The 24,293-nt window shown below is 45.2% G+C and carries 25 protein-coding genes and 13 pseudogenes; 23 read left to right on the forward strand and 15 right to left on the reverse strand.

The features are described 5' to 3' along the window. Window positions 1-15 precede the first annotated feature (15 nt). From rsmA to uvrB, 3 genes are all read left to right on the forward strand, one after another. A complete protein-coding gene (gene rsmA / locus AACL30_RS04930) occupies window positions 16-843 on the forward strand; it encodes a 16S rRNA (adenine(1518)-N(6)/adenine(1519)-N(6))-dimethyltransferase RsmA (RefSeq protein WP_339057918.1) in 828 nt (275 codons plus the stop codon). Between the two features lie 148 nt (window positions 844-991). After that, window positions 992-1,810, forward strand: a complete 819-nt coding sequence (apaH, locus tag AACL30_RS04935) for a bis(5'-nucleosyl)-tetraphosphatase (symmetrical) ApaH (RefSeq protein ID WP_339057919.1) — start codon at window positions 992-994, stop codon at window positions 1,808-1,810. 149 nt (window positions 1,811-1,959) lie between these two features. Continuing rightward, on the forward strand, window positions 1,960-3,975 hold the full coding sequence (gene uvrB / locus AACL30_RS04940; protein WP_339057920.1) for an excinuclease ABC subunit UvrB: 2,016 nt from the start codon (window positions 1,960-1,962) through the stop codon (window positions 3,973-3,975). A gap of 322 nt (window positions 3,976-4,297) precedes the next feature. Here uvrB and AACL30_RS04945 read toward each other — a convergent pair whose 3' ends face one another. Next, a complete protein-coding gene (locus AACL30_RS04945) occupies window positions 4,298-5,095 on the reverse strand; it encodes an antitermination protein (RefSeq protein WP_006704601.1) in 798 nt (265 codons plus the stop codon). A 602-nt stretch (window positions 5,096-5,697) separates the two neighbouring features. Between AACL30_RS04945 and AACL30_RS04950 the strand changes: the two genes are divergently transcribed. Continuing rightward, on the forward strand, window positions 5,698-6,168 hold the full coding sequence (locus tag AACL30_RS04950) for a hypothetical protein (protein WP_339057921.1): 471 nt from the start codon (window positions 5,698-5,700) through the stop codon (window positions 6,166-6,168). A 368-nt stretch (window positions 6,169-6,536) separates the two neighbouring features. On the opposite strand, the pseudogene AACL30_RS16410 reads toward AACL30_RS04950, so the two are convergent. Next, a pseudogene (locus AACL30_RS16410) lies at window positions 6,537-6,635 on the reverse strand (transposase); the annotation flags it as partial. Window positions 6,636-6,733: 98 nt separating this feature from the next. Further along, a pseudogene (locus tag AACL30_RS04960) lies at window positions 6,734-6,987 on the reverse strand (transposase); the annotation flags it as partial. Window positions 6,988-7,201: 214 nt separating this feature from the next. Here AACL30_RS04960 and AACL30_RS04965 point away from each other — a divergent pair. From AACL30_RS04965 to AACL30_RS05005, 9 genes and pseudogenes are all read left to right on the forward strand, one after another. Beyond that, window positions 7,202-7,423 (forward strand): annotated as a pseudogene (locus AACL30_RS04965) (lysozyme); the annotation flags it as partial. A gap of 19 nt (window positions 7,424-7,442) precedes the next feature. Beyond that, window positions 7,443-7,877: a lysis protein gene (locus AACL30_RS04970; RefSeq protein WP_339057923.1), complete on the forward strand. Its 435-nt coding sequence runs from the start codon at window positions 7,443-7,445 to the stop codon at window positions 7,875-7,877. 5 nt (window positions 7,878-7,882) lie between these two features. Beyond that, window positions 7,883-8,341, forward strand: a complete 459-nt coding sequence (locus tag AACL30_RS04975) for a phage tail protein (RefSeq protein WP_339057924.1) — start codon at window positions 7,883-7,885, stop codon at window positions 8,339-8,341. After that, a complete protein-coding gene (locus AACL30_RS04980) occupies window positions 8,338-8,793 on the forward strand; it encodes a phage virion morphogenesis protein (RefSeq protein ID WP_339057925.1) in 456 nt (151 codons plus the stop codon). The genes AACL30_RS04975 and AACL30_RS04980 overlap by 4 nt, the downstream gene beginning before the upstream one ends. Window positions 8,794-8,871: 78 nt before the next feature. After that, window positions 8,872-9,153 (forward strand): type II toxin-antitoxin system RelB/DinJ family antitoxin, encoded by a 282-nt coding sequence (locus tag AACL30_RS04985; RefSeq protein ID WP_339057926.1) that lies wholly within the window; start codon window positions 8,872-8,874, stop codon window positions 9,151-9,153. Window positions 9,154-9,163: 10 nt separating this feature from the next. Then, on the forward strand, window positions 9,164-9,457 hold the full coding sequence (locus AACL30_RS04990) for a type II toxin-antitoxin system YafQ family toxin (protein WP_422389593.1): 294 nt from the start codon (window positions 9,164-9,166) through the stop codon (window positions 9,455-9,457). A 130-nt stretch (window positions 9,458-9,587) separates the two neighbouring features. Continuing rightward, window positions 9,588-10,181: a phage baseplate assembly protein V gene (locus tag AACL30_RS04995; RefSeq protein ID WP_339057928.1), complete on the forward strand. Its 594-nt coding sequence runs from the start codon at window positions 9,588-9,590 to the stop codon at window positions 10,179-10,181. Further along, window positions 10,178-10,525, forward strand: coding sequence for a GPW/gp25 family protein (locus AACL30_RS05000; RefSeq protein ID WP_339057929.1), 348 nt, complete (start codon window positions 10,178-10,180; stop codon window positions 10,523-10,525). Before AACL30_RS04995 ends, AACL30_RS05000 begins: the two co-directional genes overlap by 4 nt. Then, window positions 10,525-10,818: pseudogene (locus tag AACL30_RS05005) on the forward strand (baseplate assembly protein); the annotation flags it as partial. The gene AACL30_RS05000 and the pseudogene AACL30_RS05005, both read left to right, overlap by 1 nt. Window positions 10,819-10,851: 33 nt before the next feature. On the opposite strand, the gene AACL30_RS05010 reads toward AACL30_RS05005, so the two are convergent. Both AACL30_RS05010 and AACL30_RS05015 read right to left on the reverse strand, forming a co-directional pair. After that, the gene (locus AACL30_RS05010) at window positions 10,852-11,463 is read right to left on the reverse strand and encodes an IS3 family transposase (RefSeq protein WP_339057632.1); all 612 of its coding nucleotides are present in this window, start codon (window positions 11,461-11,463) and stop codon (window positions 10,852-10,854) included. A 15-nt stretch (window positions 11,464-11,478) separates the two neighbouring features. Next, window positions 11,479-11,601, reverse strand: a complete 123-nt coding sequence (locus AACL30_RS05015) for a hypothetical protein (RefSeq protein WP_339057048.1) — start codon at window positions 11,599-11,601, stop codon at window positions 11,479-11,481. A gap of 336 nt (window positions 11,602-11,937) precedes the next feature. On the opposite strand from AACL30_RS05015, the gene AACL30_RS05020 reads away from it, so the two are divergent. After that, window positions 11,938-12,171, forward strand: a complete 234-nt coding sequence (locus AACL30_RS05020; RefSeq protein ID WP_339057930.1) for a CopG family transcriptional regulator — start codon at window positions 11,938-11,940, stop codon at window positions 12,169-12,171. After that, a complete protein-coding gene (locus tag AACL30_RS05025) occupies window positions 12,172-12,618 on the forward strand; it encodes a TA system VapC family ribonuclease toxin (RefSeq protein ID WP_339057931.1) in 447 nt (148 codons plus the stop codon). It begins immediately after the preceding gene. A 12-nt stretch (window positions 12,619-12,630) separates the two neighbouring features. Here AACL30_RS05025 and AACL30_RS05030 read toward each other — a convergent pair whose 3' ends face one another. Further along, window positions 12,631-13,086: a phage virion morphogenesis protein gene (locus tag AACL30_RS05030; RefSeq protein ID WP_339057932.1), complete on the reverse strand. Its 456-nt coding sequence runs from the start codon at window positions 13,084-13,086 to the stop codon at window positions 12,631-12,633. Between the two features lie 216 nt (window positions 13,087-13,302). On the opposite strand from AACL30_RS05030, the gene AACL30_RS05035 reads away from it, so the two are divergent. Next, complete coding sequence (locus AACL30_RS05035) at window positions 13,303-14,235, forward strand: IS5 family transposase (RefSeq protein WP_339057292.1); 933 nt, start codon at window positions 13,303-13,305, stop codon at window positions 14,233-14,235. A 173-nt stretch (window positions 14,236-14,408) separates the two neighbouring features. On the opposite strand, the gene AACL30_RS05040 is transcribed toward AACL30_RS05035, so the two are convergent. Together AACL30_RS05040 and AACL30_RS05045 are read right to left on the reverse strand one after the other, a co-directional pair. After that, window positions 14,409-14,957 carry an IS630 family transposase gene (locus AACL30_RS05040; protein WP_339057933.1) on the reverse strand — a complete coding sequence of 183 codons (549 nt, stop codon included), beginning with the start codon at window positions 14,955-14,957 and terminating at the stop codon, window positions 14,409-14,411. Continuing rightward, window positions 14,866-15,234 carry an IS630 transposase-related protein gene (locus AACL30_RS05045; protein WP_339057934.1) on the reverse strand — a complete coding sequence of 123 codons (369 nt, stop codon included), beginning with the start codon at window positions 15,232-15,234 and terminating at the stop codon, window positions 14,866-14,868. The genes AACL30_RS05040 and AACL30_RS05045 overlap by 92 nt, the downstream gene beginning before the upstream one ends. Window positions 15,235-15,269: 35 nt before the next feature. On the opposite strand from AACL30_RS05045, the pseudogene AACL30_RS05050 reads away from it, so the two are divergent. The 3 genes and pseudogenes from AACL30_RS05050 to AACL30_RS05060 form a co-directional block, all read left to right on the forward strand. After that, window positions 15,270-15,503 (forward strand): annotated as a pseudogene (locus tag AACL30_RS05050) (type II toxin-antitoxin system MqsR family toxin); the annotation flags it as partial. After that, window positions 15,503-15,904, forward strand: a complete 402-nt coding sequence (locus AACL30_RS05055; protein ID WP_218014697.1) for a type II toxin-antitoxin system MqsA family antitoxin — start codon at window positions 15,503-15,505, stop codon at window positions 15,902-15,904. The pseudogene AACL30_RS05050 and the gene AACL30_RS05055, both read left to right, overlap by 1 nt. Before the next feature lie 153 nt (window positions 15,905-16,057). Beyond that, window positions 16,058-16,441 (forward strand): annotated as a pseudogene (locus AACL30_RS05060) (phage baseplate assembly protein V); the annotation flags it as partial. 26 nt (window positions 16,442-16,467) lie between these two features. Here the strand turns inward: AACL30_RS05060 and AACL30_RS16415 are convergent. From AACL30_RS16415 to AACL30_RS05075, 3 genes and pseudogenes are all read right to left on the reverse strand, one after another. Further along, a pseudogene (locus AACL30_RS16415) lies at window positions 16,468-16,566 on the reverse strand (transposase); the annotation flags it as partial. Window positions 16,567-16,666: 100 nt separating this feature from the next. Next, window positions 16,667-16,918, reverse strand: a pseudogene (locus AACL30_RS05070) (transposase); the annotation flags it as partial. Beyond that, complete coding sequence (locus AACL30_RS05075; RefSeq protein WP_339057936.1) at window positions 16,914-17,045, reverse strand: hypothetical protein; 132 nt, start codon at window positions 17,043-17,045, stop codon at window positions 16,914-16,916. The pseudogene AACL30_RS05070 and the gene AACL30_RS05075, both read right to left, overlap by 5 nt. Between AACL30_RS05075 and AACL30_RS05080 the strand changes: the two are divergent. After that, window positions 17,044-17,625 (forward strand): annotated as a pseudogene (locus AACL30_RS05080) (IS21 family transposase); the annotation flags it as partial. The gene AACL30_RS05075 and the pseudogene AACL30_RS05080 overlap by 2 nt on opposite strands. Window positions 17,626-17,693: 68 nt before the next feature. Here AACL30_RS05080 and istB (AACL30_RS05085) read toward each other — a convergent pair. Together istB (AACL30_RS05085) and istA are read right to left on the reverse strand one after the other, a co-directional pair. Next, complete coding sequence (gene istB, locus AACL30_RS05085; protein WP_339058365.1) at window positions 17,694-18,491, reverse strand: IS21-like element helper ATPase IstB; 798 nt, start codon at window positions 18,489-18,491, stop codon at window positions 17,694-17,696. Continuing rightward, entirely contained in the window at window positions 18,488-19,666 is a 1,179-nt protein-coding gene (gene istA / locus AACL30_RS05090) for an IS21 family transposase (protein WP_339056344.1), read from the reverse strand. Before istA ends, istB (AACL30_RS05085) begins: the two co-directional genes overlap by 4 nt. A 102-nt stretch (window positions 19,667-19,768) precedes the next feature. Here istA and AACL30_RS05095 point away from each other — a divergent pair. The 3 genes and pseudogenes from AACL30_RS05095 to AACL30_RS05105 all read left to right on the forward strand — a co-directional run. After that, window positions 19,769-20,359 (forward strand): annotated as a pseudogene (locus AACL30_RS05095) (Mu transposase domain-containing protein); the annotation flags it as partial. Then, window positions 20,356-21,153, forward strand: a complete 798-nt coding sequence (gene istB / locus AACL30_RS05100) for an IS21-like element helper ATPase IstB (protein ID WP_339058365.1) — start codon at window positions 20,356-20,358, stop codon at window positions 21,151-21,153. The pseudogene AACL30_RS05095 and the gene istB (AACL30_RS05100), both read left to right, overlap by 4 nt. A gap of 271 nt (window positions 21,154-21,424) precedes the next feature. Continuing rightward, window positions 21,425-22,121: pseudogene (locus AACL30_RS05105) on the forward strand (ISAs1 family transposase); the annotation flags it as partial. 218 nt (window positions 22,122-22,339) lie between these two features. Here AACL30_RS05105 and AACL30_RS05110 read toward each other — a convergent pair. Then, a pseudogene (locus AACL30_RS05110) lies at window positions 22,340-23,119 on the reverse strand (IS110 family transposase); the annotation flags it as partial. Window positions 23,120-23,171: 52 nt separating this feature from the next. Next, window positions 23,172-24,052, reverse strand: a pseudogene (locus AACL30_RS05115) (IS3 family transposase). Window positions 24,053-24,293: the final 241 nt, after the last annotated feature.

The following is a 24,293-nucleotide window of genomic DNA, read 5'->3' on the forward strand; positions in this document are numbered from 1 at the left end:
GGTCTAATAAAAAAGATGAAAAATAAATCACATAAATCACATAAATCACACCAAGGGCATATTGCTCGCCAACGTTTTGGGCAAAATTTTTTAAAAGATCCCCATATTATTGATAGCATCGTCTCGGCTATTCACCCAATACCTGGGGAAGCCATGGTTGAAATCGGCCCTGGTTTAGGCGCACTAACAAAACCTGTTGCTGATCGCATAGATCATATGACAGTCATTGAATTAGATCGCGATCTCGCCGCTCGCCTTGCAGAACACCCTACACTCAAAGAAAAATTGACGATATACCAACAAGATGCAATGAATTTCGACTTTTCGCTACTGGCAGAAGGGGCGGGGCAATCACTACGTGTTTTCGGTAATCTACCGTACAATATTTCTACACCGTTAATGTTCCATCTTTTCAACTACACTAAAATAATACGTGATATGCATTTTATGTTGCAAAAAGAAGTGGTGAATCGGTTGGTGGCGGGTCCTCATAATAAGGCGTATGGGCGTTTAACGGTAATGGCTCAGTATTATTGTCAAATCATTCCCATAGTAGAAGTCCCCCCTGGGGCATTTACACCGGCTCCTAAGGTAGATTCTGCCGTGGTACGTTTGGTTCCACACCAACAGCTGCCAAATCCAGTTAGCGATACCCTTATTCTTAGACAGATTACGACTCAAGCATTTAACCAACGCCGAAAAATTATTCGTAATAGTCTAGGTAAATTATTCACTGCCGAACAATTGACTGAGCTTAATATCGATCCAAACGTTAGGGCTGAAAATCTTTCCGTTGCGCAATATTGTCGACTGGCTAATTGGCTTTCAGATCAACCGAAGTGACTAACATTATAAAAACCTATACCCAATGAATTTCGAGTTACGGCAAGACGGCAATCAATCGAATCGGTACATGACTAGGATGAGTGATCGCTGCTAACGTCGCCGTAACTTGAAACGCAAAAGGTATACCCACTATAACTGATTAACTATGTCTACCTATATTATCGGTGATATTCACGGTTGTTTTGCTGAATTGCGTGCTTTATTAACCCAAGTTAATTTTAATCCACAACAGGATAAATTATGGCTGACGGGGGATTTAGTCGCCCGTGGAACCTCTTCATTAGCCGTGTTGCGGTACGTTCGATCCCTCGGAGAAGCTGTACGTATCGTGTTGGGTAATCATGATATGCATTTACTGGCGGTATATGCAGGGATCACTCGTAACAAACCCAAAGACCGGCTCAATGAATTGCTTGAAGCGCCAGATGTTGATCAACTGATCAATTGGTTGCGGCGTCAACCGGTGTTACAGATTGATACTCACTTGAAACTGGTCATGGCGCATGCCGGTATCAGTCCACAATGGGATCTCGCAACGGCACAAAATTGCGCCCGGGAAGTTGAAGCCGTCCTCAGTAGTGACAGTTACCCTCTGTTTCTCGATGCCATGTATGGTGATATGCCTAACAGTTGGGATCCTGAACTAAAAGGGTTAGCGCGTCTGCGATTTAGCACTAATGTACTGACACGTATGCGTTACTGTTTTCCGCACGGGCAGCTCGACATGAACTGTAAAAGTAAACCTGAACATGCCCCTGCTCCTCTCAAACCTTGGTTTGATCTCCCAGGTTCAATCGATGAAGACTACGCTATCGCTTTTGGTCACTGGGCTGCATTACGCGGCAAAGGAACACCTGCTGGGATTTACGCTATGGATACCGGGTGCTGTTGGGGGGGGGACTTAACCCTACTCCGTTGGGAAGATAAACGCTATTTTACTCAGCCAAGTAATGCAGCCAAATAAAATTGATTTATACCCTTCGCCTTTCAAGTTACGGCGGCGTTGGCAACGATCACTCATCCTCTGTCATGTACTACTTGTACACTCCTGGGATTCGATTGATTGCTTCCTTGCCGTAACTCGAAATTCATTGGGTATATGAGTCATTGTTCATGAAAAAATTATTTAAATTACATGCTAGTTTTGAGCCATCGGGGGATCAACCCAGCGCCATTTCCCAGCTGAAAGAAGGATTAGAAAATGGCCTGGCACATCAAACATTGCTCGGCGTGACCGGCTCCGGTAAAACCTTTACCGTGGCGAATGTCATCGCTGATATGCAAAAACCCACGCTAATTTTAGCGCCCAACAAAACATTGGCGGCACAACTCTACGGTGAAATGAAAGTCTTTTTTCCTAACAATGCCGTGGAATATTTTGTTTCCTATTATGATTATTATCAGCCTGAAGCTTACGTCCCGAGCTCTGATACCTTTATTGAAAAAGATTCCGCCATCAATGAACATATTGAACAAATGCGTTTATCTGCCACCAAGGCATTACTTGAGCGTCAAGATGTCATCGTAGTGGCATCCGTATCGGCAATTTATGGCTTGGGTGATCCTGATCGTTATCTAAAAATGATATTGCATTTAACCAACGGTATGATTATTGATCAACGTGAGATTTTGCGCTGTCTGGCAGAATTACAATATAAACGCAACGATCAAGTATTCCAGCGTGGTACTTTTCGAGTGCGTGGTGAGGTGATCGATATCTTTCCTGCCGAATCGAGTAAACAAGCCGTACGAGTGGAACTATTTGATAACGAAGTTGAGCGTTTATCATTATTCGATCCACTGACTGGTCAATTTTTACAACAGATTACCCGCTGCACCATCTACCCGAAAACACATTACGCCACGCCGCGTGAATGTATTTTGCAAATGATAGAAGAAATAAAAGTGGAATTGCAGCAAAGGTGTACCTTGCTATTAGCGAATAATAAACTGCTAGAAGAGCAACGCCTCACACAGCGAACACAGTTTGATATTGAAATGATCAACGAGCTGGGTTACTGCTCTGGGATTGAAAACTACTCCCGTTATCTTTCAGGCCGTGCTGCCGGTGATCCCCCACCAACACTATTCGACTACTTGCCTGCGAACGGCCTATTAATTGTTGATGAATCTCATGTCACTATTCCACAAATTGGCGCCATGTATAAAGGTGATCGCTCTCGTAAAGAAAATTTGGTGGAATACGGTTTCAGGTTGCCGTCAGCGCTAGACAACCGCCCTCTCCGTTTTGAAGAATTTGAAGCACTCGCACCGCAAACTATCTATGTATCTGCCACCCCGAATCAATACGAGTTGGATAAATCTGCCGGTAAAGTTATTGAGCAGCTGGTACGCCCGACGGGGTTACTTGATCCCATTATTGAAGTGCGACCAGCGACAACACAAGTTGATGACTTATTATCGGAAATTCGTCAACGGGTGTTAATTAACGAGCGAATATTAGTCACCACACTCACTAAACGTATGGCAGAGGATTTGACGCAATACCTGCAAGAACAGGGTGAACGGGTTCGTTATTTACACTCAGATATTGATACTGTCGAGAGAATCGAAATCATTCGCGATTTACGCCTGGGTCATTTTGACATACTGGTCGGCATCAATTTACTGCGTGAAGGATTAGATATTCCTGAAGTTTCATTGGTCGCCATTTTAGACGCGGATAAAGAAGGATTTTTACGCTCCGAACGCTCTTTAATTCAAACCATGGGGCGAGCGGCACGTAATCTGAATGGCAAAGCTATCTTATATGGCGATAAAATAACCTCATCAATGGAAAAAGCGATTCAGGAAACAGAACGCCGACGTACCAAGCAAAAAGCTTATAACCAAGAGAAAGGGATTATTCCTCAAGGGCTAAATAAAAAAATAGAAGACATATTACAATTAGGCCAGCCCTATTCAAGCGGCAAAGAAAAAAAATCCGGATTGAAAGCAATGGAAGCGGCAAACCATTATCAGGCGCTAACACCCCAAGCACTCGAGCAGAAAATCCATGAATTAGAAGCAAAAATGTATATTTGTGCGCAAAATCTTGAATTCGAACAGGCGGCATCGCTCCGAGATCAAGTGCATCGTATGAGGGAGCAATTTATTGCCATGTCATGATAGACCTCTTTCGAAACCTACTGCGTGACGCGGATCCTGCGTTGCCCGGTGCGCGCAATCCTCATGTACTTATGGCAACGAAGGTTGCTGTGCGCCGGGCGCCTTGACTTCACATAACGAACTACGGTTTCGAAAGAGGTCTGATAGAACCCTCGCCCAAATTGAGCAAGGGTATATACCCTTCGCCTTTCAAGTTACGGCGGCGTTGGCTGCGGTGCTCGCCGAATCACGTAGTATGTCTACGCTCATCGGTCGGTCGCCCTTGCTGCCTTGCCGTAACTCGAAATTCATTGGGTATATACAGCGAATATTGCTAAATTTATTAACCGGTAATCTGCTTAAATACGGCCTTTGCTTTATTTTCTTCTATTTTGCATTGCAGAATTAAAGATTCATAAAATGGTTTCCAGTTCCGCGACCATGTTGATTGAGTCAGTTTAGGCAATAATATCGAAATAGCCGCATAGGCCATCGATGCGGGAACACGTTTATACCCTCGACCCGCACAGCGTTTACAAATTTTAATAACCAAATAGCCATGAATTTTTGTTTCTTTTCGATCCAATACCTTGCCTGTTCCATTACAACGACAGCGATTAGAAACCGTACCTTTGCCATCACATGATTTACACAGCCGTTTTTCTTTTTCCCTATTATCAATGTAACAGGCGAGCGGATTGCGTGGCGGGTTATTGCACGGTGAATTGAGGGATGTTTTTGCGCGATTTTTATTATCAGTTTGATCGTCGATAAATCCACTACCAGCACAGCAGGAACAGAGGTAAGTACTTGCTGCTGAGCCGCCGTATTCGGCATAAGCGAATTTTGCCAAAATAGCCATACATTGAGCCATACGTTTACCTGCCGCCTTACCAACATGTTTAGGCGCTTGTTGCTTTGCATACTGTGCTAATTGTTTTATCGCGCGGATCCTATCTTGATGACTCACATCATGTTTACCTAAATATGCCGATATTCCAAAGCTAGCTTTAGCTTCGGCCATCCCTAGTGCGGTTGCAATATCGGCGCGGGTAAAAGTATTAGGTGAAGTATCGCGGGGTGAATCGTTAATGACTTGGCTTGTGGGGTTAAAATATCTGATGGCTGCTTCCAGTTTCATACCATCGTCTCCTTGATTTCATAACCGGTTTTTCTACCGTTTAGCTATCATAACACCAGACTTCTTGCAAAATCGACTAGCTATAGCTGAATCATTCTAACTTGATTCTATCCCCTTCGCCTTTGCAACCACCGAGTTGTTGACTGCGGTGCTCGCCGAATCACGTAGTGGTCGCCCTGGCCGCCTAGAGGCAACTTCAAAGGTGAAGGGTATATGTTACCTGAGGCGCCTTAATTTAATCCTGCGCATTTTGTTTTAATTGCTATTTTTTCTTTTCTATTATTCAGCGGTAATAAAATTAATTTTATTTTAAATATAAATGTATCAATCATTGAAATTCATATTGCAAATAATGAGGTTTCAGCAATGCCAGATAAGAGACATCATAACAGGCCGGTTTTCGAAGGCTAAATCAATCAGTCTCAGTGAGAAGGCAAAATGGCCATATACCCTTCACCTTTCAAGTTACGGCGGCATTGGCTGCCCGCACTCATCCTAGTCATGTACTACTTGTACACTCCTAGGATTCGATTGATTGCCGCCTTGCCGTAACTCGAAATTCATTGGGTATATTTATTATTTAAATATTTAAGGATAAAAAAATGAAACTATTCCATAAAATAATCTCATGTATCATGTTAGTCAGTACTGCTGCTATGGCGACTGAAGAAACACAGTTCGTTAATCCTTGTCGTTTTCCTACACCGACAACGGAGGCGCCTCTATATAGTTTAATCGGCATTAATGAAAGTAATAATAATTATCATATTGAAGATAATAAAACCCAGATTCAATATTCCGTCGAAGTAAAAAAAACGCGACCTCGTCCATTTTTGCTGATTGGTACCTATCTATGTGATAGTAATGATCAAGCATTGGCAAGGGCTCTCACCACTAATTTCAATTTATCATGGATTAAGGGCAGTCATAACGCAAGGATCTTGCGCAATACCAGCATCAACTTACCTGTTGAAGAAGTTTCACCTGGTGATTATAAATTAGTGATTAGAGTTTTAGATACTCAACATAAAGAGAAAATAGATATTTTTCCGGTAACGCTATCATCTAATTGATTACATCTTTGGAGACTATTCGAAATCTTCTTGAGCAACGCTCAAACGAGGAAAAAACGAGCGAAAAGGCACAGTTCTTTTTGTACTTAATGAAGAGCGTAAATGAGCATTTTGAGCTCGTTTTTGACGAAGTATCAGCGAGCACAAGGGATTTTGAAAAATAAAACGCGCATAATAAAAACAAATACTTAATTAATATAAAATAGTTAGTTTTAAGAATAGGCCAGTATATTTGCTTATCAGTAGGATCTGTCGCCATCAAATATCAATCATTTTCAATCCGCGATAAAGTGCTTTGTCTGTCTCTCGAGCAATGTGGGCAAATCAAGCCCAAACAAGATATGGAAACCCTGAAAAACCGAAATGAATGCAATATTTTGAGCTAAGCCTTTGTAACGCACTTTTCTAAAGTTGAACTGGCATTTTAATACACGGAAGGGGTGTTCTACTTTAGCCCGGATTTTCGCGTTGAGACTTTGCTGATGCCGATGTTTTTCCCATACCTGCTGCTCCTGCCCGGGCAAGGCCAATACCCTCCGTCGGAGGATGTGCCAGGTGACCACGCTAACCGGCATCACCATGAACAACCTCTTCTTGGCCGTGAAGAAGGTGATGAACTTGCGTTACCTCGGCTACATTCGCCGAGGTTCCCACCAGGGAATGCACCAGCCCCGTCTGTGCATCCACGCCAATATGCGCTTTCATGCCAAAGTAGCACTGATTGCCTTTACGGGTGGCTTTCATGTCTGGCTCACGAGTATTTTGCCGGTTTTGAGTTGAACTGGGTGCATCAATAATCGTAGCATCGACAATGCTACCCCGTTTGATAAATAGCTGAAGCGAAGCTAAATGCGTATTAATTTCTTCAAACAGCGCTTCACTTGGAGTAATGACGACTGAATTTGGCCAGAATCTTTTCCCGGGGAACTATCCTATTCATTTGCGCTTAAAAGTCGGCTCGTCTCGTCGATTTCGTTTTCATTTCACTATTAACCTAAAAAAATTATTGCTAACAGAATAGACTACTTTTAGCGGTTTTTCAGGGTTTCCCTATAACCTCGGCGCCACAAAATGCATTTCTTCCACTTTCTATCGCAAACTCAATGCCGGTGACTATCAAGGCGCCTGTGCAGAAATTAAACGCTGGATTTTTGATGGCGGCAAAGATTGTCGCCTCCGTGCCAATAACTGCGCCGGTCAAGTGATAAGACGTGCGCAGGAAAGTGAGCTGACCTGTTGGGGGAGCGATGTTTAACCGAGGTCGTTTGATTCTGATGAGCCTCATTCTGCTGATGAGTCTGGCCGCGGGGTATTATCACTTTGAGTTAGCAAAAAAAGAAAATATCATCAAAAGAATAACGGATGAGCGTAACAACGCACTGATCATCATGGAAGGAATAAAAAAGCAGCACCAACAGCTCGCCGCACTTGATAACCAACACACCCAGGAATTAACCCATGCCAAAACGCAGCTGGCAGCGCTTGAACGTGATGTTAATGATAAGCAGCGTAGGGTGCAGCTCAACGCCACCTGCTCCCTGTCCCAGGCCACTGCCTCCACCGGCCTGGATGATGGCACCCGCGCCCGACTTAACGACACCGCTATCAAACATTATTTCCATCTCCGAGAGCGTATCGACACCGCGACGCAGCAAATAGCCGGATTACAAGACTATATCCGCCAAGTCTGTCTTAAGGCAGAAGGATAACCCGCATGTTAAAACCCGATTCACTGCGCCAAGCCCTCACAGACGCCGTCCCTTATCTCAAACAAAATCCCGATAGCCTGCATATTTTTATTGACCGGGGGGCTATCGTCTCCACGCTGGCCGCCTCTTTGTCCTTTGAATATCAATACACACTCAATCTGATCATCACCGATTACAGTGGCGACGCCGGTACCCTCTTTGTGCCGATTTTACACTGGTTACGTCGCCATCAGCCGGACAGTATGGCCCATCATGATAAACGGGCTGAGGGCTTCACTTTTGAAGCCGATCATATCAATCACAGCCTGCGTGATATCAGTATCAATCTCAAACTGACCGAACGGGTGATCGTCAAAGAACAACAGGGGATGTTACAGGTCACCCACAAGGATGAACCGCCGGATCCGGATACCACTGACCTTCACTATGAACTCTTTATCAAAAAAGAAAAAGTGGCACCATGACAACGCTAAAGCCCAGTGATCCACTGAGCCACGCGCTCGCCTGCCTGCTGAAACAATTATCTCCAGCACGCCGAAAAGCCTTCACTCGCCAGATAGCCAAACAATTACGGCAGCGGCAAAAGCAGCGTATCCAAGCACAACAGGCGCCCGATGGCACCCCGTTTGCACCGCGCAAGCAAAAACGCCGTGATAAACACGGACGCATTAAACGCAAGATGTTTACCCAATTACACACCGCCCGCTTTTTAAAGCATAACAATAGCTTCGATGAAGCCACAGTGCGTTTTGCGCGCCCTGTCACACCCGTAGCACGGGTGCATCATTATGGCCTGCGGGATAAAGTCGCGCGTAACGGCGTCACCGTACGTTATGAACGCCGTCCGCTACTGGGGTTGACTGATAAGGATATTGAAAGGATCACTGATATGGCGTTGATGCATTTGGTGGGGTGATCAATATCCATTGCTGAATATGACTTGACCGTATCTCATTTGAGATACATAATAAGCTTCTACTAAAGAGGCCTAAAAATGACAACACACACATCCATGATGCATGTCCGTATTGACAATGAAATCAAGGCAAAAGCGACTGTAACACTAAATGCTATGGGGCTCTCTGTCTCGGAAGCGGTACGTTTATTCTTGTGTCGTATTATTGCAGACGAAACATTCCCATTTGATCTGAAAGTACCGAACAAAAAAACACGGGCAGCAATGGCCGAAGCGGAAAATATCGCCCATAACCATAATGCACGTTTTGCCACTTCTGATGAGTTATTTACTAACCTTGAAAAAAATAACAGCAAGTAAACGAGCGACAATGCCGCAGGCAGCAGATTATACCAAAACGTTCTTCAAAGATTGGGAAAGGCTGTCACGTTCTGGGCGATATGATATGAACCGGCTCAAGCAAGCCATGCTTTTTTTGATCGCCAATGATAAACCCTTGGGCAAAGAATGGCTCGATCACCCATTAAAAGGGGAATGGGAAGGACATCGTGAATGTCATATCGGTGGTGATTTTCTATTGACATATAAAATTGATAATACGAATAAAACAGGCCTTATTATTTTTGTTCGTGCCGGTACACATGCAGAACTATTTAATGGATAAAGATTAAACCTGTCTGATTAAACTATCAACTTAACCTGTTTTTATCTTCACTGATTACTCTCCTCCTGTCCCACTCCCCACACAACGCCGCTCACATGCTCCCGCGCCCGATAGGCGGCACACTGAGGGCATGAAAACTTTCGATAATGCAGACTATCAACGCCGCCTGGCAAATTTGATCCGCATTGGCACGGTATCGGCAGTCGATACGACGCAAGGCCGGTGCCGGGTAAAAACAGGCGAGTTAGAAACCGATTGGCTATACTGGCTGACCTCACGTGCGGGTCACATCAAAATGTGGTCAGCGCCCTCAATTGGTGAGCAAGTGCTGATCCTCAGTATCAGTGGTGAATTGACCACAGCGTTTGTATTACCGGCGATTTTTTCCGATGCCAATCCGGCACCGTCGGCCTCAGAAGCAGCGATCCTGCTCCACTTCCCCGACGGGGCGCAATGTCATTATGAGCCTAAAACGGGTCACTTAGCGGTCACTGGCATCAAAACAGCAACGATAACCGCCGCCACCTCGATCACGCTGGACAGCCCGGTAGTCACCTGTACCCAACAGCTTATCACCGATTCTTTACAGGTTAACCGGGGTGGCACCCTCCGTGGCGACCTCACCCACGGGGGCGGCAATTTGATCTCTAACGGTATCACCTTGCATCGCCATCAACACCCTGGGGTGCAAGGGGGCGGCGATCAGACGGGAGCCCCCACATGACTTATCTCGGCATGCACCGCCACAGTGGCAACGCGATCAGCGACAGGGCACATCTTCGTCAATCGATCAACGACATTTTAATCACCCCGCTAGGCTCCCGTGTGATGCGCCGGGATTACGGATCGCTGCTCTCTCGCCTGATCGACAGCCCGCAAAGTCCCACACTACAGCTTAAAATGAAGGCGGCGATTTACAGTGCCCTATTACGCTGGGAAAACCGCATCACGTTAAACGCCATTACCCTTACCTCGGCTATCAACGGCAACATGCAAATCGACCTCAGCGGTCATCAACGCGATAGCGGCGTGCCTTTTACGCTCTCATTGCCGATAGGAAGACAATAATGCCCAGCCTGGATTTAAGCTTACTGCCGGCACCGCAGGTCGTGGAGCCACTCGATTTTGAAACGCTCTTCAAGCAGCGTAAAGCAACGTTTATTGCCCTATCTCCCCCGCAGCAGCAGGCAGCGCTCAGCCAAACGCTCAACTATGAATCCGAGCCTATCACCAAACTGCTGCAAGAAAGCACGTACCGTGAATTAGTGTTACGTCAACGGATTAACGATGCCGCGCAGGCGACGATGTTAGCCTATGCCAAAGGCGCAGATTTGGATCAGCTGGGTGCCAATTACCAGGTGAAATGTAGTGGTCAAGTAAACCCAGACACATTTTTAAGACAAATTGATTACAGGTATAAGCTCAAATTCGATGGGTGAAAAATAAGCGAGTAGACTATGTGGTCTTCTACTATTGTAATAGGCTAAATAATCCAGCCCCCCTAACTTGGCATCATTACGGGTTTTAAGTATTTCATAATTCAAGTATTCATATTTCAAGCTCCGAAAAAAACGTTCTGTTGGTGCGTTATGCCAACCTTGCCCTTTACCACTCATACTGGCTTGCACACCCATCACTTGCAAATGGGCACGATACTGATGGCGGGTATATTGGCTGCCTCTATCTGAGTGATGGAGCAACCCTTTTGGAGGTTTTCTGCGCCAGTAAGCCATCTGGAGAGCTTGTACACACAGTGCTGTCTTCATGTGGGCTGCCATTGCCCAACCGATTATTTGGCGCGAGTATAAGTCCATCACCACCGCTAAATACATCCAGCCTTCATAAGTCCAAACATAGGTGATATCCGTTGTCCATACCTCCTCTCTCTGAGTAACGGTAAATTCCCGCGCCAACAGGTTGGGTACGATAGAATGATTATGAGCGCTGTCCGTTGTTATCTTATGGCGTTTTGGATAACGGGCAAAGGTAGGTCTTCTTTTGCTCACGAATAAACTGAAATCTTATCCGTTTTCTTTCGCAAAGAAGACCGCCGCTTTTTTTAATATTTCACGCTCCATTAACAAGTTATTGCGCTCTTTGCGCAGACGAAGTAATTCTTCACGCTCGGCCAAACTAAGACTCACCTGTTCAGAGCCTACCGGGGAAACTCCCCCCCTTTCAGCCTTGACCCAGCTTTTTATCGCTCTTAATGAAACCCCTAAACTCTCTTAATATTGATATCTTTACGTGGGTCAGGAATCAGGGCTAATTACTTTAAAATGCTCATGTTTAGATATTCATTAGGACAAATACTCTTATGAGCATTCTGCCTACATAGAGTTCAAATTAAAGTGGGATCCCGCCCTGGTGTGGGGAGTGGGACAGAGAAAGGAACTACATGTTGAACTGTGAACATCGATGACAAAAAAGATCATTTGATGTAAGATGTCTGATGATTGATGCTATCTACGGGAGGAAATATGCGAACTACACTTGCTATTGATGATGATATCCTTGCGGCAGCTAAGGGGCTAGCAGCTAGACAAAATAAGAGTTTGGGGGCAGTGATTTCATCACTGGCTAGACAAGCATTACGACCTACCCATGTACCGAGTCATCCTAAACGTAATGGTATTCCGCTGTTGTTAGTACGTAGTGATGGAATGTTAGTGACACCAGAGTTAGTAAACCAATTACGTGATGAGTTGCCATAAATGATATTTTTACTCGATGTTAATGTGTTAATAGCACTGGTTGATCCCGCCCATATTCAACATGATGCTGCACATACTTGGTTTGAAAAACAAGGACAAGAAGCTTGGGCTACCTGCCCATTAACCCAAAATGGTGTGCTACGTATTGTGGGGCATGGACGGTATCCAAATTCACCCGGCACACCTGCTGCGGTGGCAGAATTGATGACAACGTTGTGCTCATTGCCCGGTCATTGTTTTTGGCCAGACGACATTAGTTTATTGGATACTGAAAAACTGGATGCAACACGCTTACTCACTTCGGCTCAACTGACTGATAGTTATCTTTTAGCACTAGCTTGTGCTCACAACGGACAACTTGCTACTTTTGATCGACGTTTGGAGACAGATGCCGTACATAATGGTGCACGGAGTTTGCATCTCATTCCAGCAACTACCTGCTATTGAGATACAACATTCCTAATTCACCAAATACACCAACGCCATATCAGTGATCCTTTCAATATCCTTATCAGTCAACCCCAGTAGCGGACGGCGTTCATAACGTACGGTGACGCCGTTGCGCGCGACTTTATCCCGCAGGCCATAATGATGCACCCGTGCTACGGGTGTGACAGGGCGCGCAAAACTTAACGTGGCTTCATCGAAGCTATTGTTATGCTTTAAAAAGCGAGCGGTGCGTAATTGGGTAAACATCTTGCGTTTAATGCGTCCGTGTTTATCACGGCGTTTTTGCTTGCGCGGCGCAAACGGGGTGCCATCGGGCGCCTGTTGTGCTTGGATACGCTGCTTTTGCCGCTGCCGTAATTGTTTGGCTATCTGGCGGGTGAAGGCTTTTCGGCGTGCCGGAGATAATTGTTTCAGCAGGTGGGCGAGCGCTTGGCTCAGTGGATCAGCGGGCGTTAGCGTTGTCATGGTGCCACTTTTTCTTTTTTGATAAAAAATTCATAGTGGACGTCAGTGTTATCCGGATCCGGCGGTTCATCCTTGTGGGTGACCTGTAACATCCCCTGTTGTTCTTTGACGATCACCCGTTCGGTCAGTTTGAGATTGATGCTGATATGGAAGCCCTGAAAAACCGCTAAAAGTAGTCTATTCTGTCATTAATAATTTTTTTAGGTTAATAGTGAAATGAAAACGAAATCGACGAGACGAGGCGACTTTTTAGCGCAGATGAATAGGATAGTTCCCTGGGAAAAAATTCTGTCTAAACTCAGTATCAATTATCCTAAGCCAACAGCCAAAGGGGGAAGACCGGCAAAACCTTTAGAGGTGATGCTGCGGATTTATTTTTTACAAAATGGGTTTAATTACGCTGATTTATCGATGGAAGAAGCGTTATATGACATCCCCTTACTACGTCAATTTACCGGTGTCTCCGTCGATGCGATTCCCTCCGATCCCACCATTCTGCATTTTCGACACTGGCTGGAAAAACATCATTTAAGCGAATCATTGTTTGAAGAGGTCAATGCGCATTTAGCTTCGTGTGGGCTGTTTATCAAACGGGGTAGTATTGTTGATGCTACGATCATTCATGCACCCAGTTCAACTAAAAACCGGCAAAATGGCCGCGATCCTGAAATGAAAGCCACCCGTAAAGGCAATCAGTGTTACTTTGGTATGAAAGCGCATATTGGTGTGGATGCACAGACGGGTCTGGTGCATTCCCTGGTAGGAACCTCGGCGAATGTAGCCGAGGTAACGCAAGTTCATCACCTTCTTCACGGCCAAGAAGAGGTTGTCCATGGTGATGCCGGTTATAAAGGCGTGATGCGACGCAGTGAACATCAACATCGTGCGGTCATCTGGCACATCCCCCGACGGAGGGTATTGGCCTTGCCCGGGCAGGAGCAGCAGGTATGGGAGAAACATCGGCATCGGCAAAGTCTTATTGCGAAAATCCGGGCTAAGGTTGAACATCCCTTTCGGGTGTTAAAATGTCAGTTCAACTTTAGAAAAGTGCGCTACAAGGGCTTGGCAAAAAATACCGCGCAGTTATTCAGCTTATTTGCTTTGACCAATCTCTTTCTCGCTAGAAAAATCCTGCTCTGTAACCCCTGATTTTCCATTGATACTGAAAAAAAGTGTATCCGCCGTCTCTTATACCGTAAAAAAAGAGTGCATTGATTTTCTTTTTTATTACATGACTTTAAGAATTAACGCTATTAGCTCAAAATATAGCATTCATTTCGGTTTTTCAGGGCTTCCCTATGGCATAAGCGGTATAAATTGATTTAAAATAAAGGTGCAGAAAACAAGGTATGGATATCACATTGGCGCTTTCTGCGAAGGGCTTTTGCTTGAGCCCATTTATGCTCAATGGTGTTCATATCAGGAGAATAAGTAGGAAGATATTCGAGAATAAAGCCGGCTTTCTGTATAGCAGACTGGATGTCTTGGCGCTTATGGAAACTAACATTATCCATGACAAGAACCGCGCCTGTAGGGGATTTTGGCAATAAATCTTGGGTAATCCAGGCGTAAAAAATATCGCTGTTGATATGGCAATCGAAGGTACAAACGGGGGTTAATTTTCCGTTAAGCTGGGCACCAATAACGTTAGTACGTGCTTTGGCATGCCAATCGTGTTGGCCGTAACAGCGCTTACCTTTCATTGAATCACCATAAAGACGTGGCATATCATGGGCAAAACCGCTTTCATCCACGTAAATTATCGGGGTATCACAGGCTTCATAGGCCTGGAGCTTGTTTTGGAAATCTTTTCGCGCTTGGACGTCGATTTTGGGATGATAAAATGTTTTTTTTATAGCTAAACCCGGCACGTTTTAACGCATCGCAGATACCTCGAGCACTAACCCCCATACGTTGAGCGCGTTCGTATTGAGACGCGTCAGGATAGGTTTCTACGTCAAGGATTAACGCCGCTTGGTTTATTTTGGTAGCGGGTTTATCTCGAGTCAGGCAAGGTTCTATGCGTTTAGCCCAGCGCATCAGGCTCGCTGTCCCCACACAAAAACGTGTCGCTGTTTGGGCATAAGTGAGCTTTTCTTGCGTTTTAATAGCCAAGACATGTTGGCGAAATTTTAATGGATAGGTCATCTCAGTATTATACATCAATTTATACCACCTATGCCATATCACCAACAAACGTTGCTTTGCGTGGAGCGGCTGATCTGGGACTCAGTTTTGAGGATATGTGCACAGTAATAAGCACACTTTCCAGTAAAGATTTCTTCAAGAGTATGACTACCTATTCTGATCATACCGTATGGCAAGATGTATACCGCCCGAAATTTGATTGTATTGATATTTATTTAAAACTGACTGTCTATGATGACGTTCTAATCGTTTCATTCAAGGAGCTGTGATTATGAAATGCCCTCTATGCGGTGCGGCAGACCTGATTCGTGATGTTCGTGATTTACCACATACCTATAAAGGAGAGACTACCGTTATCCCTATGGTTGAAGGTGACTATTGCCCTGCGTGCAACGACGTTGTCATCTGTGCGCACCATGCATCACGTGTTAGTACTGCCATGCTATCCTTTAATAAACAAGTCAATGCAAGCATTATTTCTCCTGCATTTATTGCGGAAATTAGAAGTAAATTAGCATTATCACAGCGTGAAGCGGGTGAAATTTTTGGTGGTGGCGTTAATGCATTTTCACGGTATGAAACCGGTAAAGCAAAACCCCCTTTATCTACAGTTAAACTATTGCGTATATTGGAAAAACATCCTGATTTATTGCAAGAAGTTCGTGCCTAATATTTTTTTATCCCTTGTTTCTCACACAAAAAGTTTTTAGGTGAGTGTTATTTTATAATTTACATACCTTATCATTTTCACTCTCCTCCTGTCCCACTCCCCACACAACGCTGTTCACATGCTCCCGCGCCCGATAGGCGGCACACTGAGGGCATGAAAACTTTCGATAATGCAGACTATCAACGCCGCCTGGCAAATTTGATCCGTATTGGCACGGTATCGGCAGTCGATACGACGCAAGGCCGGTGCCGGGTAAAAACAGGCGAGTTAGAAACCGATTGGCTACACTGGCTGACCTCACGTGCGGGTCACATCAAAATGTGGTCAGCGCCCTCAATTGGCGAGCAAGTGCTGATCCTCAGTATCAGTGGTGAATTGACCACAGCGTTTGTATTACCGGCGATTTTTTCCGATGCCAATCCGGCACCGTCAGCCTCAGAAGCAGCGATCCTGCTCCACTTCCCCGACGGGGCGCAATGTCATTATGAGCCTAAAACGGGTCACTTAGCGGTCACTGGCATCAAAACGGCAACGATATGGAAACCCTGAAAAACCGAAATGAATGCAATATTTTGAGCTAAGCCTTTGTAACGCACTTTTCTAAAGTTGAACTGGCATTTTAATACACGGAAGGGGTGTTCTACTTTAGCCCGGATTTTCGCGTTGAGACTTTGCTGATGCCGATGTTTTTCCCATACCTGCTGCTCCTGCCCGGGCAAGGCCAATACCCTCCGTCGGAGGATGTGCCAGGTGACCACGCTAACCGGCATCACCATGAACAACCTCTTCTTGGCCGTGAAGAAGGTGATGAACTTGCGTCACATCGGCTACATTCGCCGAGGTTCCCACCAGGGAATGCACCAGCCCCGTCTGTGCATCCACGCCAATATGCGCTTTCATGCCAAAGTAGCACTGATTGCCTTTACGGGTGGCTTTCATGTCTGGCTCACGAGTATTTTGCCGGTTTTGAGTTGAACTGGGTGCATCAATAATCGTAGCATCGACAATGCTACCCCGTTTGATAAATAGCTGAAGCTGTCAGCGCTAATGATAAAAGACCGTAAATTGCTAATTTAATTTGTCCACTCAAGCCAGAATGCAGTTTCCTTTGTGGTGACAAAGCCATGAGGGAAATAAGCATGCTAAGAAGAGAGGACCACTACATGATAAAACAACGCCATCAACAGGGGGCATTTATTGTTGATATTGCCCATCAGATAGGGTGTTCAGAAAAGACGGTGAGACGGCACATTAGCTATCCTGCGCCGCCAACAGCAAAATGCGGTAAAAAACAGGTTGCTAAACTCGAGCCCTTTAAAGACTACATCGATTCAAGGTTGAGTGAACAGGTTTGGAATGCGGCGGTTATTTTTGAGGAAATCCGTGAAAAAGGCTACCGCGGCGGGAGTGCGATGCTCCGACGTTATATTCATCCGAAGCGTCCACTCAGGGCCTCGAAAAACACGGTACGCTTTGAAACCCTCCCCGGTTATCAACTTCAACACGATTGGGGAGAAATCATCGTTGAGGTGGCAGGCTCTGCCTGTACGGTTAATTTTGCCGTTAATACGCTCGGTTTTTCGCGTCGCTTTCATGTCTTTGCTGCCCCTAAGCAAGATGCTGAGCACACGTATGAATCGCTGGTTCGCAGCTTCAATTACTTCGGTGGCAGCGTAAAAAATGTCTTGGTAGATAACCAAAAAGCCGCTGTTATCAAACATGGACAAAATGGCTGTCAACGCTACTTTAGATTGACCACTTTTTGCTACTTTAAAATGTCCAGTTTTTGCTAATTTTCCTGTTGGGTTTCTATTCCAGGCGCCTGGATAATATCAGTCGTTTTTATAGGCAACATGCCTGCTTTGCGTTTATTTTTGAGTCGATAGCTTTCTCCTTTAATATTCAATGTGGTTGAATGATGTAAAAGCCTGTCTAAAATCGCAGTTGCTAAAATGTGATCACCGAATACGTCCCCCCAATCAGTAAAACTTTTATTTGATGTGAGAATGATGCTCGCCTTTTCATAACGACGGCTCAATAACCTGAAAAATAGGCTAGCTTCTTCGCGATTCATCGGTAAATACCCGATTTCATCCAGTATTAATACCCTGGCATAGCACAGTTGCTGAAGTTGGCGTTCCAGACGGTTTTCTTGCTTTGCCTTCATTAAGGTACAGCAGAGTCTATCCAGAGGCATAAACAATACCCGATGCCCAGCTGTAGCTGCCTTGACAGCCAGCGCTATCGCCAAATGCGTTTTCCCTACCCCAGGTGGGCCTAACAAAATGACGTTTTCATGATGTTCGACAAACCTCAGCCCCGCCAGCTCGCGGATAATTTTCCTGTCTATACTTGGTTGGAAAGTAAAGTCAAATTGCTCCAAGGTTTTTATCCACGGCAAACGTGCTTGTTTTAACCGCGATTCCAAGCCTTTTTGGTGACGCCCGTTCCATTCCTGGGCTAATGCCTGCTGGAGAAATTCACGGTAGTTCAGTGCTTTCTTGGTGGCTTCTTCACATAAACTCTCCAACGCATCGCCCAGGTAATCCATTTTTAACCGTATCAACAAGTTTTCCATTTCCATCAGAGTAGCTCCTCATACACACTGAGCGAACGAGACGCTACTCGATTGACCTGTTGCCAAAGGGCTTGATGATGTTCTGGCACCTTTTGCCAGCCCTGCGTTACCTCCTGCAAGAGATGCGTCGCGAGCAGTTGCTCATCGCCGTAAATACGTAGCGTATTATCTAAACCGATACGAATATTAACCGCACGACCACACCAGAATGAAGGCACGCTATAGCGATTACCTCTGACATCGATATAGCTGTCCCATGCCACTTGTCGTAGGTCGAAGTAGCTGGTATCGAAATCAGTCGCAGGGAGTGGCATCAAGGCTATTTTTTCCTCAGCAAAACGATTTTCCGGTGTCTGCTTGAATTGACGAAGATGACGCTGGTCTGCCACTTTCGCCAGCCACATCGCTAGCAGTTGATTAACATGAGCGAAACTCTCAAACTGACGGTAGCGAGTGAAAAAATTGTGTTTAACATAGCCCACCATCCGTTCGGTTTTGCCTTTCGTTTGCGGTCGATAAGGCTTACAGGCGCGAGGGCTAAACCCATAGTGATTAGCCAGTTGCAGGAAGCCCGCATTGAACTCGATGTGGCCATTTTGTCCATGTTTGATAACAGCGGCTTTTTGGTTATCTACCAAGACATTTTTTACGCTGCCACCGAAGTAATTGAAGCTGCGAACCAGCGATTCATACGTGTGCTCAGCATCTTGCTTAGGGGCAGCAAAGACATGAAAGCGACGCGAAAAACCGAGCGTATTAACGGCAAAATTAACCGTACAGGCAGAGCCTGCCACCTCAACGATGATTTCTCCCCAATCGTGTTGAAGTTGATAACCGGGGAGGGTTTCAAAGCGTACCGTGTTTTTCGAGGCCCTGAGCGGACGTTTGGGATGTATATAACGTCGGAGCATCGCACTCCCACCCCGGTAGCCTTTTTCACGGATTTCCTCAAAAATAACCGCCGCATTCCAAACCTGTTCACTCAACCTTGAATCGATGTAGTCTTTAAAGGGCTCGAGTTTAGCAACCTGTTTTTTACCGCGTTTTGCTGTTGGCGGCGCAGGATAGCTAATGTGCCGTCTCACCGTTTTTTCTGAACACCCTATCTGATGGGCAATATCAACAATAAATGCCCCCTGTTGATGGCGTTGTTTTATCATGTAGTGGTCCTCTCTTCTTAGCATGCTTATTTCCCTCATGGCTTTGTCACCACAAAGGAAACTGCATTCTGGCTTGAGTGGACAAATTAAATTAGCAATTTACGGTCTTTTATCATTAGCGCTGACAATGGCCACATCGAGTTCAATGCAGGCTTCCTGCAACTGGCTAATCACTATGGGTTTAGTCCTCGCGCCTGTAAGCCCTATCGACCGCAAACGAAAGGCAAAACCGAACGGATGGTGGGCTATGTTAAACACAATTTTTTCACTCGCTACCGTCAGTTTGAGAGTTTCGCTCATGTTAATCAACTGCTAGCGATGTGGCTGGCGAAAGTGGCAGACCAGCGTCATCTTCGTCAATTCAAGCAGACACCGGAAAATCGTTTTGCTGAGGAAAAAATAGCTTTGATGCCACTCCCTGCGACTGATTTCGATACCAGCTACTTCGACCTACGACAAGTGGCATGGGACAGCTATATCGATGTCAGAGGTAATCGCTATAGCGTGCCTTCATTCTGGTGTGGTCGTGCGGTTAATATTCGTATCGGTTTAGATAATACGCTACGTATTTACGGCGATGAGCAACTGCTCGCGACGCATCTCTTGCAGGAGGTAACGCAGGGCTGGCAAAAGGTGCCAGAACATCATCAAGCCCTTTGGCAACAGGTCAATCGAGTAGCGTCTCGTTCGCTCAGTGTGTATGAGGAGCTACTCTGATGGAAATGGAAAACTTGTTGATACGGTTAAAAATGGATTACCTGGGCGATGCGTTGGAGAGTTTATGTGAAGAAGCCACCAAGAAAGCACTGAACTACCGTGAATTTCTCCAGCAGGCATTAGCCCAGGAATGGAACGGGCGTCACCAAAAAGGCTTGGAATCGCGGTTAAAACAAGCACGTTTGCCGTGGATAAAAACCTTGGAGCAATTTGACTTTACTTTCCAACCAAGTATAGACAGGAAAATTATCCGCGAGCTGGCGGGGCTGAGGTTTGTCGAACATCATGAAAACGTCATTTTGTTAGGCCCACCTGGGGTAGGGAAAACGCATTTGGCGATAGCGCTGGCTGTCAAGGCAGCTACAGCTGGGCATCGGGTATTGTTTATGCCTCTGGATAGACTCTGCTGTACCTTAATGAAGGCAAAGCAAGAAAACCGTCTGGAACGCCAACTTCAGCAACTGTGCTATGCCAGGGTATTAATACTGGATGAAATCGGGTATTTACCGATGAATCGCGAAGAAGCTAGCCTATTTTTCAGGTTATTGAGCCGTCGTTATGAAAAGGCGAGCATCATTCTCACATCAAATAAAAGTTTTACTGATTGGGGGGACGTATTCGGTGATCACATTTTAGCAACTGCGATTTTAGACAGGCTTTTACATCATTCAACCACATTGAATATTAAAGGAGAAAGCTACCGACTCAAAAATAAACGCAAAGCAGGCATGTTGCCTATAAAAACGACTGATATTATCCAGGCGCCTGGAATAGAAACCCAACAGGAAAATTAGCAAAAACTGGACATTTTAAAGTAGCAAAAAGTGGTCAATCTAAAGTAGCGTTGACAGAAGCGAAGCTAAATGCGTATTAACTTCTTCAAACAGCGCTTCACTTGGGGTAATGACGACTGAATTTGGCCAGAATCTTTTCCCGGGGAACTATCCTATTCATTTGCGCTTAAAAGTCGGCTCGTCTCGTCGATTTCGTTTTCATTTCACTATTAACCTAAAAAAATTATTGCTAACAGAATAGACTACTTTTAGCGGTTTTTCAGGGCTTCCATATCAAAAAGCGGCAAACAGTAAGGGCAAAGAAGGCGAACTCGCTCGTCAAATCATCGATGCATTAGCGTTGGATAATGCGATTGTGACGCTCGATTCATTGCATTGCCAAACCTCAACGTTATCACTTATCACGCAACGCAACGCAACGCAACGGTGATTTTGTCGTGCAGCTTAAAGCCAACCAAAAGACACTGTTTGAACAGGTAAAACAGCAATTTGCTACCCCCTATTATACGGATAAAGTGCATGAATACACGCAGACTAATCAGGGACATGGGCGAGTAGAGAAACGCACCGTCATGCAAATCAATGCGGAATTACCGGAGGAATTAAAAGCCAAATGGCCTTCCATTCGCACCTTCATTGAGGTAGCCAGTGAGCGAACAAAGAATGAGGTAACCCACTGTCGTTCGCGTTGGTATGTCAGCTCACTCCCTTTAAATGCAGAACAAGCGGCATTGGCGATTCGGCAACATTGGGGGATAGAAAATCAACTTCACTGGGTTCTGGATGTGGTGTTTAGAGAAGATGAACTCTCGATAAAGGCGCCTGAGGGCGCCGCACATATGGCTCTTTTCAATCGTGTTGCCTTGAGCCTGATTAAACAACATAAAGGCAAACAAGACAGCATTGCCAGTAAACGTAGAAAAACCGCCTGGTCAGCCGATTTTCGCAGTCAACTTATTTTTGGATAAAATATCAGCAAAGTGGAATCCCGCCCTGGGGTATCACAGGCTTCATAGGCCTGGAGCTTGTTTTGGAAATCTTTTCGCGCTTGGACGTCGATTTTGGGATGATAAAATGTTTTTTTTATAGCTAAACCCGGCATGTTTTAACGCATCGCAGATACCTCGAGCACTAACCCCCATACGTTGAGCGCGTTCGTATTGAGACGCGTCAGATACCGTCTTGCTTATGTCTTGGCAAGGGCTATTTTTGCATCAAAAGGAATACCTGATTTCAGCACGCCATACGCTAGTTGGAGTAATTTACGCATTGCTGCACAGACACCGACTTTGCCCCCTTTATTCCGTTTTACCAATCGTTCCCATTGAGATTTTATTATTGGATTGTGCGTGATTGAGGTAAGGGCTGGCATGTACAGCGCTTTTCTGAGTTCTGTACACCCGACTTTTGAAAGGCGGCTTCGCCCTTTAAAGAGGCCAGATTCGCACAGTTTCGGATTAAGCCCTGCGTAGGCGACGATTTGCTTGCTGCTCGTGAATTGTGATACATCACCGACAAACGCCAATAAAGTGGCACTCAATATTTCGCCTATACCGGGAATACTTTCCAATAACTGCTTGTTCTTTTTTAGCTCAGGAGTCTCATCGATATGCTTTTTAATCTTCTGTTTTATCTCGATTATTTGTTTTTCTAATGCGCTAATACTGTCTGTCAGAGAAGGGTGAACTATTTCATCAGCCACCATTTTTCGGTTAGATTCCATCCGTTTCATTTCTTCTAAATGATTAAGACGACGCATCAAAGCCATAAGCTGGCGTTCACTCAACGGAGCAGAGAACCAGAGTTTTGGCGTATGAAGCGCACAATAACGTGCAATCATCTTTGCATCGCCTTTATCCGTCTTGTTACGGTTCAGCTCGCTCTGAGAAAACGCATGAATACGAGCCGGATTTTCCACACTGACGTCAATACGATTATCAACCAAAAAAGTGGCTAACGGCACACTGTAATTACTGGTTTATTCTGGTCAAATAATTTTGGACACAAATTCAGGTGTTTTATGCCGCCTGGTATTCTTTAATCATTGGCGTTTGGTAATCATTAACACTATGTAGCCTGACTTGATTGTAATAATGAGTGAGGTAGGGAAGTACATCAGCTTGTGCTTGTTGAACGGTACTATAGCCCTGTTTTGGTATCCATTCTGACTTTAAACTGCCAAAGAAGCGCTCCATTGGGGCATTATCCCAACAATTACCCCGGCGGCTCATACTCTGTTTTATCTGATATTTCCAGAGCTGTTGTCTATACGATAGGCTACTGTAATGACAGCCTTGGTCTGAGTGAAACAGGACATCTTTAGGTCTTCCTCTTGATTGATAAGCTAACATGAGAGCCCGTCGGGTGAGTTCACTGTCGGGTGATGTCGAAAAAGACCACCCCACTACTGATAACATACGGGCTCCTGCAGACTCTCGGCTAGCCTGATGAAGTTCAGTTAATCGTATTTTCAGGCGTTCGCGTTCGGCATCACCTTCTCGCTGACGTTTACGTTGATAGTAGTAGCTGCTTCGGTTGACGCCGAAGACATGACACAACTCCATTCGGGTATAATGCTCACTTAATTTATCAATCAGACTAACCGATTGTAGGAGTCCAACATTAAGAGAGCAGAAGCCTTTTTTAGTATTTCTTTTTCTCGTTCAACCTGGCGCAATCTGGCTTCAAGTTATTGAATACGTCGCTGCTCTGCTGTTATCGCTTTGCTTGTCAAACGGGTATTTCCTTTCTTTTCACTGAGTAATTGTTTCACCCACTGTCGTAACACACTTTTGCTAACAACCATGGCCGTACTCGCTTGGGAAATTGTGTAATTTTGCTCAATCACTAAGTTAGCCACTTCATGTTTAAATTCTGGCGTACATTTCTGGGTAGACATCTTCTTTATACCTTAATCTATTCACTCTCTATTCACTAAAATTTTTCCCTTCTTTAGTGTCCAAATTTATTAGGCCAGAATACTGACATTAAAACGTACCGATGAAACGCGGCAAGACTTATTGGGCGATCTGGCTGAGCAGATTGAAGCGTTGCCTGAGAAGATAGCCAGCAGCGCCAGGTCGTTATTATCATGATCCCTTTCGACTATCCACCGCGCTCAGGTAGCCTACAACCCGCCT

This window comes from Candidatus Regiella endosymbiont of Tuberolachnus salignus, assembly GCF_964020115.1.
Lineage (GTDB): Bacteria > Pseudomonadota > Gammaproteobacteria > Enterobacterales > Enterobacteriaceae > Regiella > Regiella insecticola.

Coding starts and splice junctions, on each gene's coding strand:
- rsmA (WP_339057918.1), top strand. CDS start 16: ATGAAAAATAAATCACATAAATCACATAAATCACACCAAGGGCATATT.
- AACL30_RS04990 (WP_422389593.1), top strand. CDS start 9,164: ATGCCGCAGGCAGCAGATTATACCAAAACGTTCTTCAAAGATTGGGAA.
- AACL30_RS04970 (WP_339057923.1), top strand. CDS start 7,443: ATGAGCCTCATTCTGCTGATGAGTCTGGCCGCGGGGTATTATCACTTT.
- AACL30_RS04980 (WP_339057925.1), top strand. CDS start 8,338: ATGACAACGCTAAAGCCCAGTGATCCACTGAGCCACGCGCTCGCCTGC.
- AACL30_RS05020 (WP_339057930.1), top strand. CDS start 11,938: ATGCGAACTACACTTGCTATTGATGATGATATCCTTGCGGCAGCTAAG.
- AACL30_RS04950 (WP_339057921.1), top strand. CDS start 5,698: ATGAAACTATTCCATAAAATAATCTCATGTATCATGTTAGTCAGTACT.
- AACL30_RS05075 (WP_339057936.1), bottom strand. CDS start 17,045: ATGCTTATTTCCCTCATGGCTTTGTCACCACAAAGGAAACTGCATTCT.
- AACL30_RS05030 (WP_339057932.1), bottom strand. CDS start 13,086: ATGACAACGCTAACGCCCGCTGATCCACTGAGCCAAGCGCTCGCCCAC.
- AACL30_RS04985 (WP_339057926.1), top strand. CDS start 8,872: ATGACAACACACACATCCATGATGCATGTCCGTATTGACAATGAAATC.
- AACL30_RS05000 (WP_339057929.1), top strand. CDS start 10,178: ATGACTTATCTCGGCATGCACCGCCACAGTGGCAACGCGATCAGCGAC.
- apaH (WP_339057919.1), top strand. CDS start 992: ATGTCTACCTATATTATCGGTGATATTCACGGTTGTTTTGCTGAATTG.
- AACL30_RS05035 (WP_339057292.1), top strand. CDS start 13,303: ATGAAAACGAAATCGACGAGACGAGGCGACTTTTTAGCGCAGATGAAT.
- AACL30_RS04995 (WP_339057928.1), top strand. CDS start 9,588: ATGAAAACTTTCGATAATGCAGACTATCAACGCCGCCTGGCAAATTTG.
- uvrB (WP_339057920.1), top strand. CDS start 1,960: ATGAAAAAATTATTTAAATTACATGCTAGTTTTGAGCCATCGGGGGAT.
- AACL30_RS04945 (WP_006704601.1), bottom strand. CDS start 5,095: ATGAAACTGGAAGCAGCCATCAGATATTTTAACCCCACAAGCCAAGTC.
- AACL30_RS04975 (WP_339057924.1), top strand. CDS start 7,883: ATGTTAAAACCCGATTCACTGCGCCAAGCCCTCACAGACGCCGTCCCT.
- AACL30_RS05025 (WP_339057931.1), top strand. CDS start 12,172: ATGATATTTTTACTCGATGTTAATGTGTTAATAGCACTGGTTGATCCC.
- AACL30_RS05045 (WP_339057934.1), bottom strand. CDS start 15,234: ATGACCTATCCATTAAAATTTCGCCAACATGTCTTGGCTATTAAAACG.
- istA (WP_339056344.1), bottom strand. CDS start 19,666: ATGCTAAGAAGAGAGGACCACTACATGATAAAACAACGCCATCAACAG.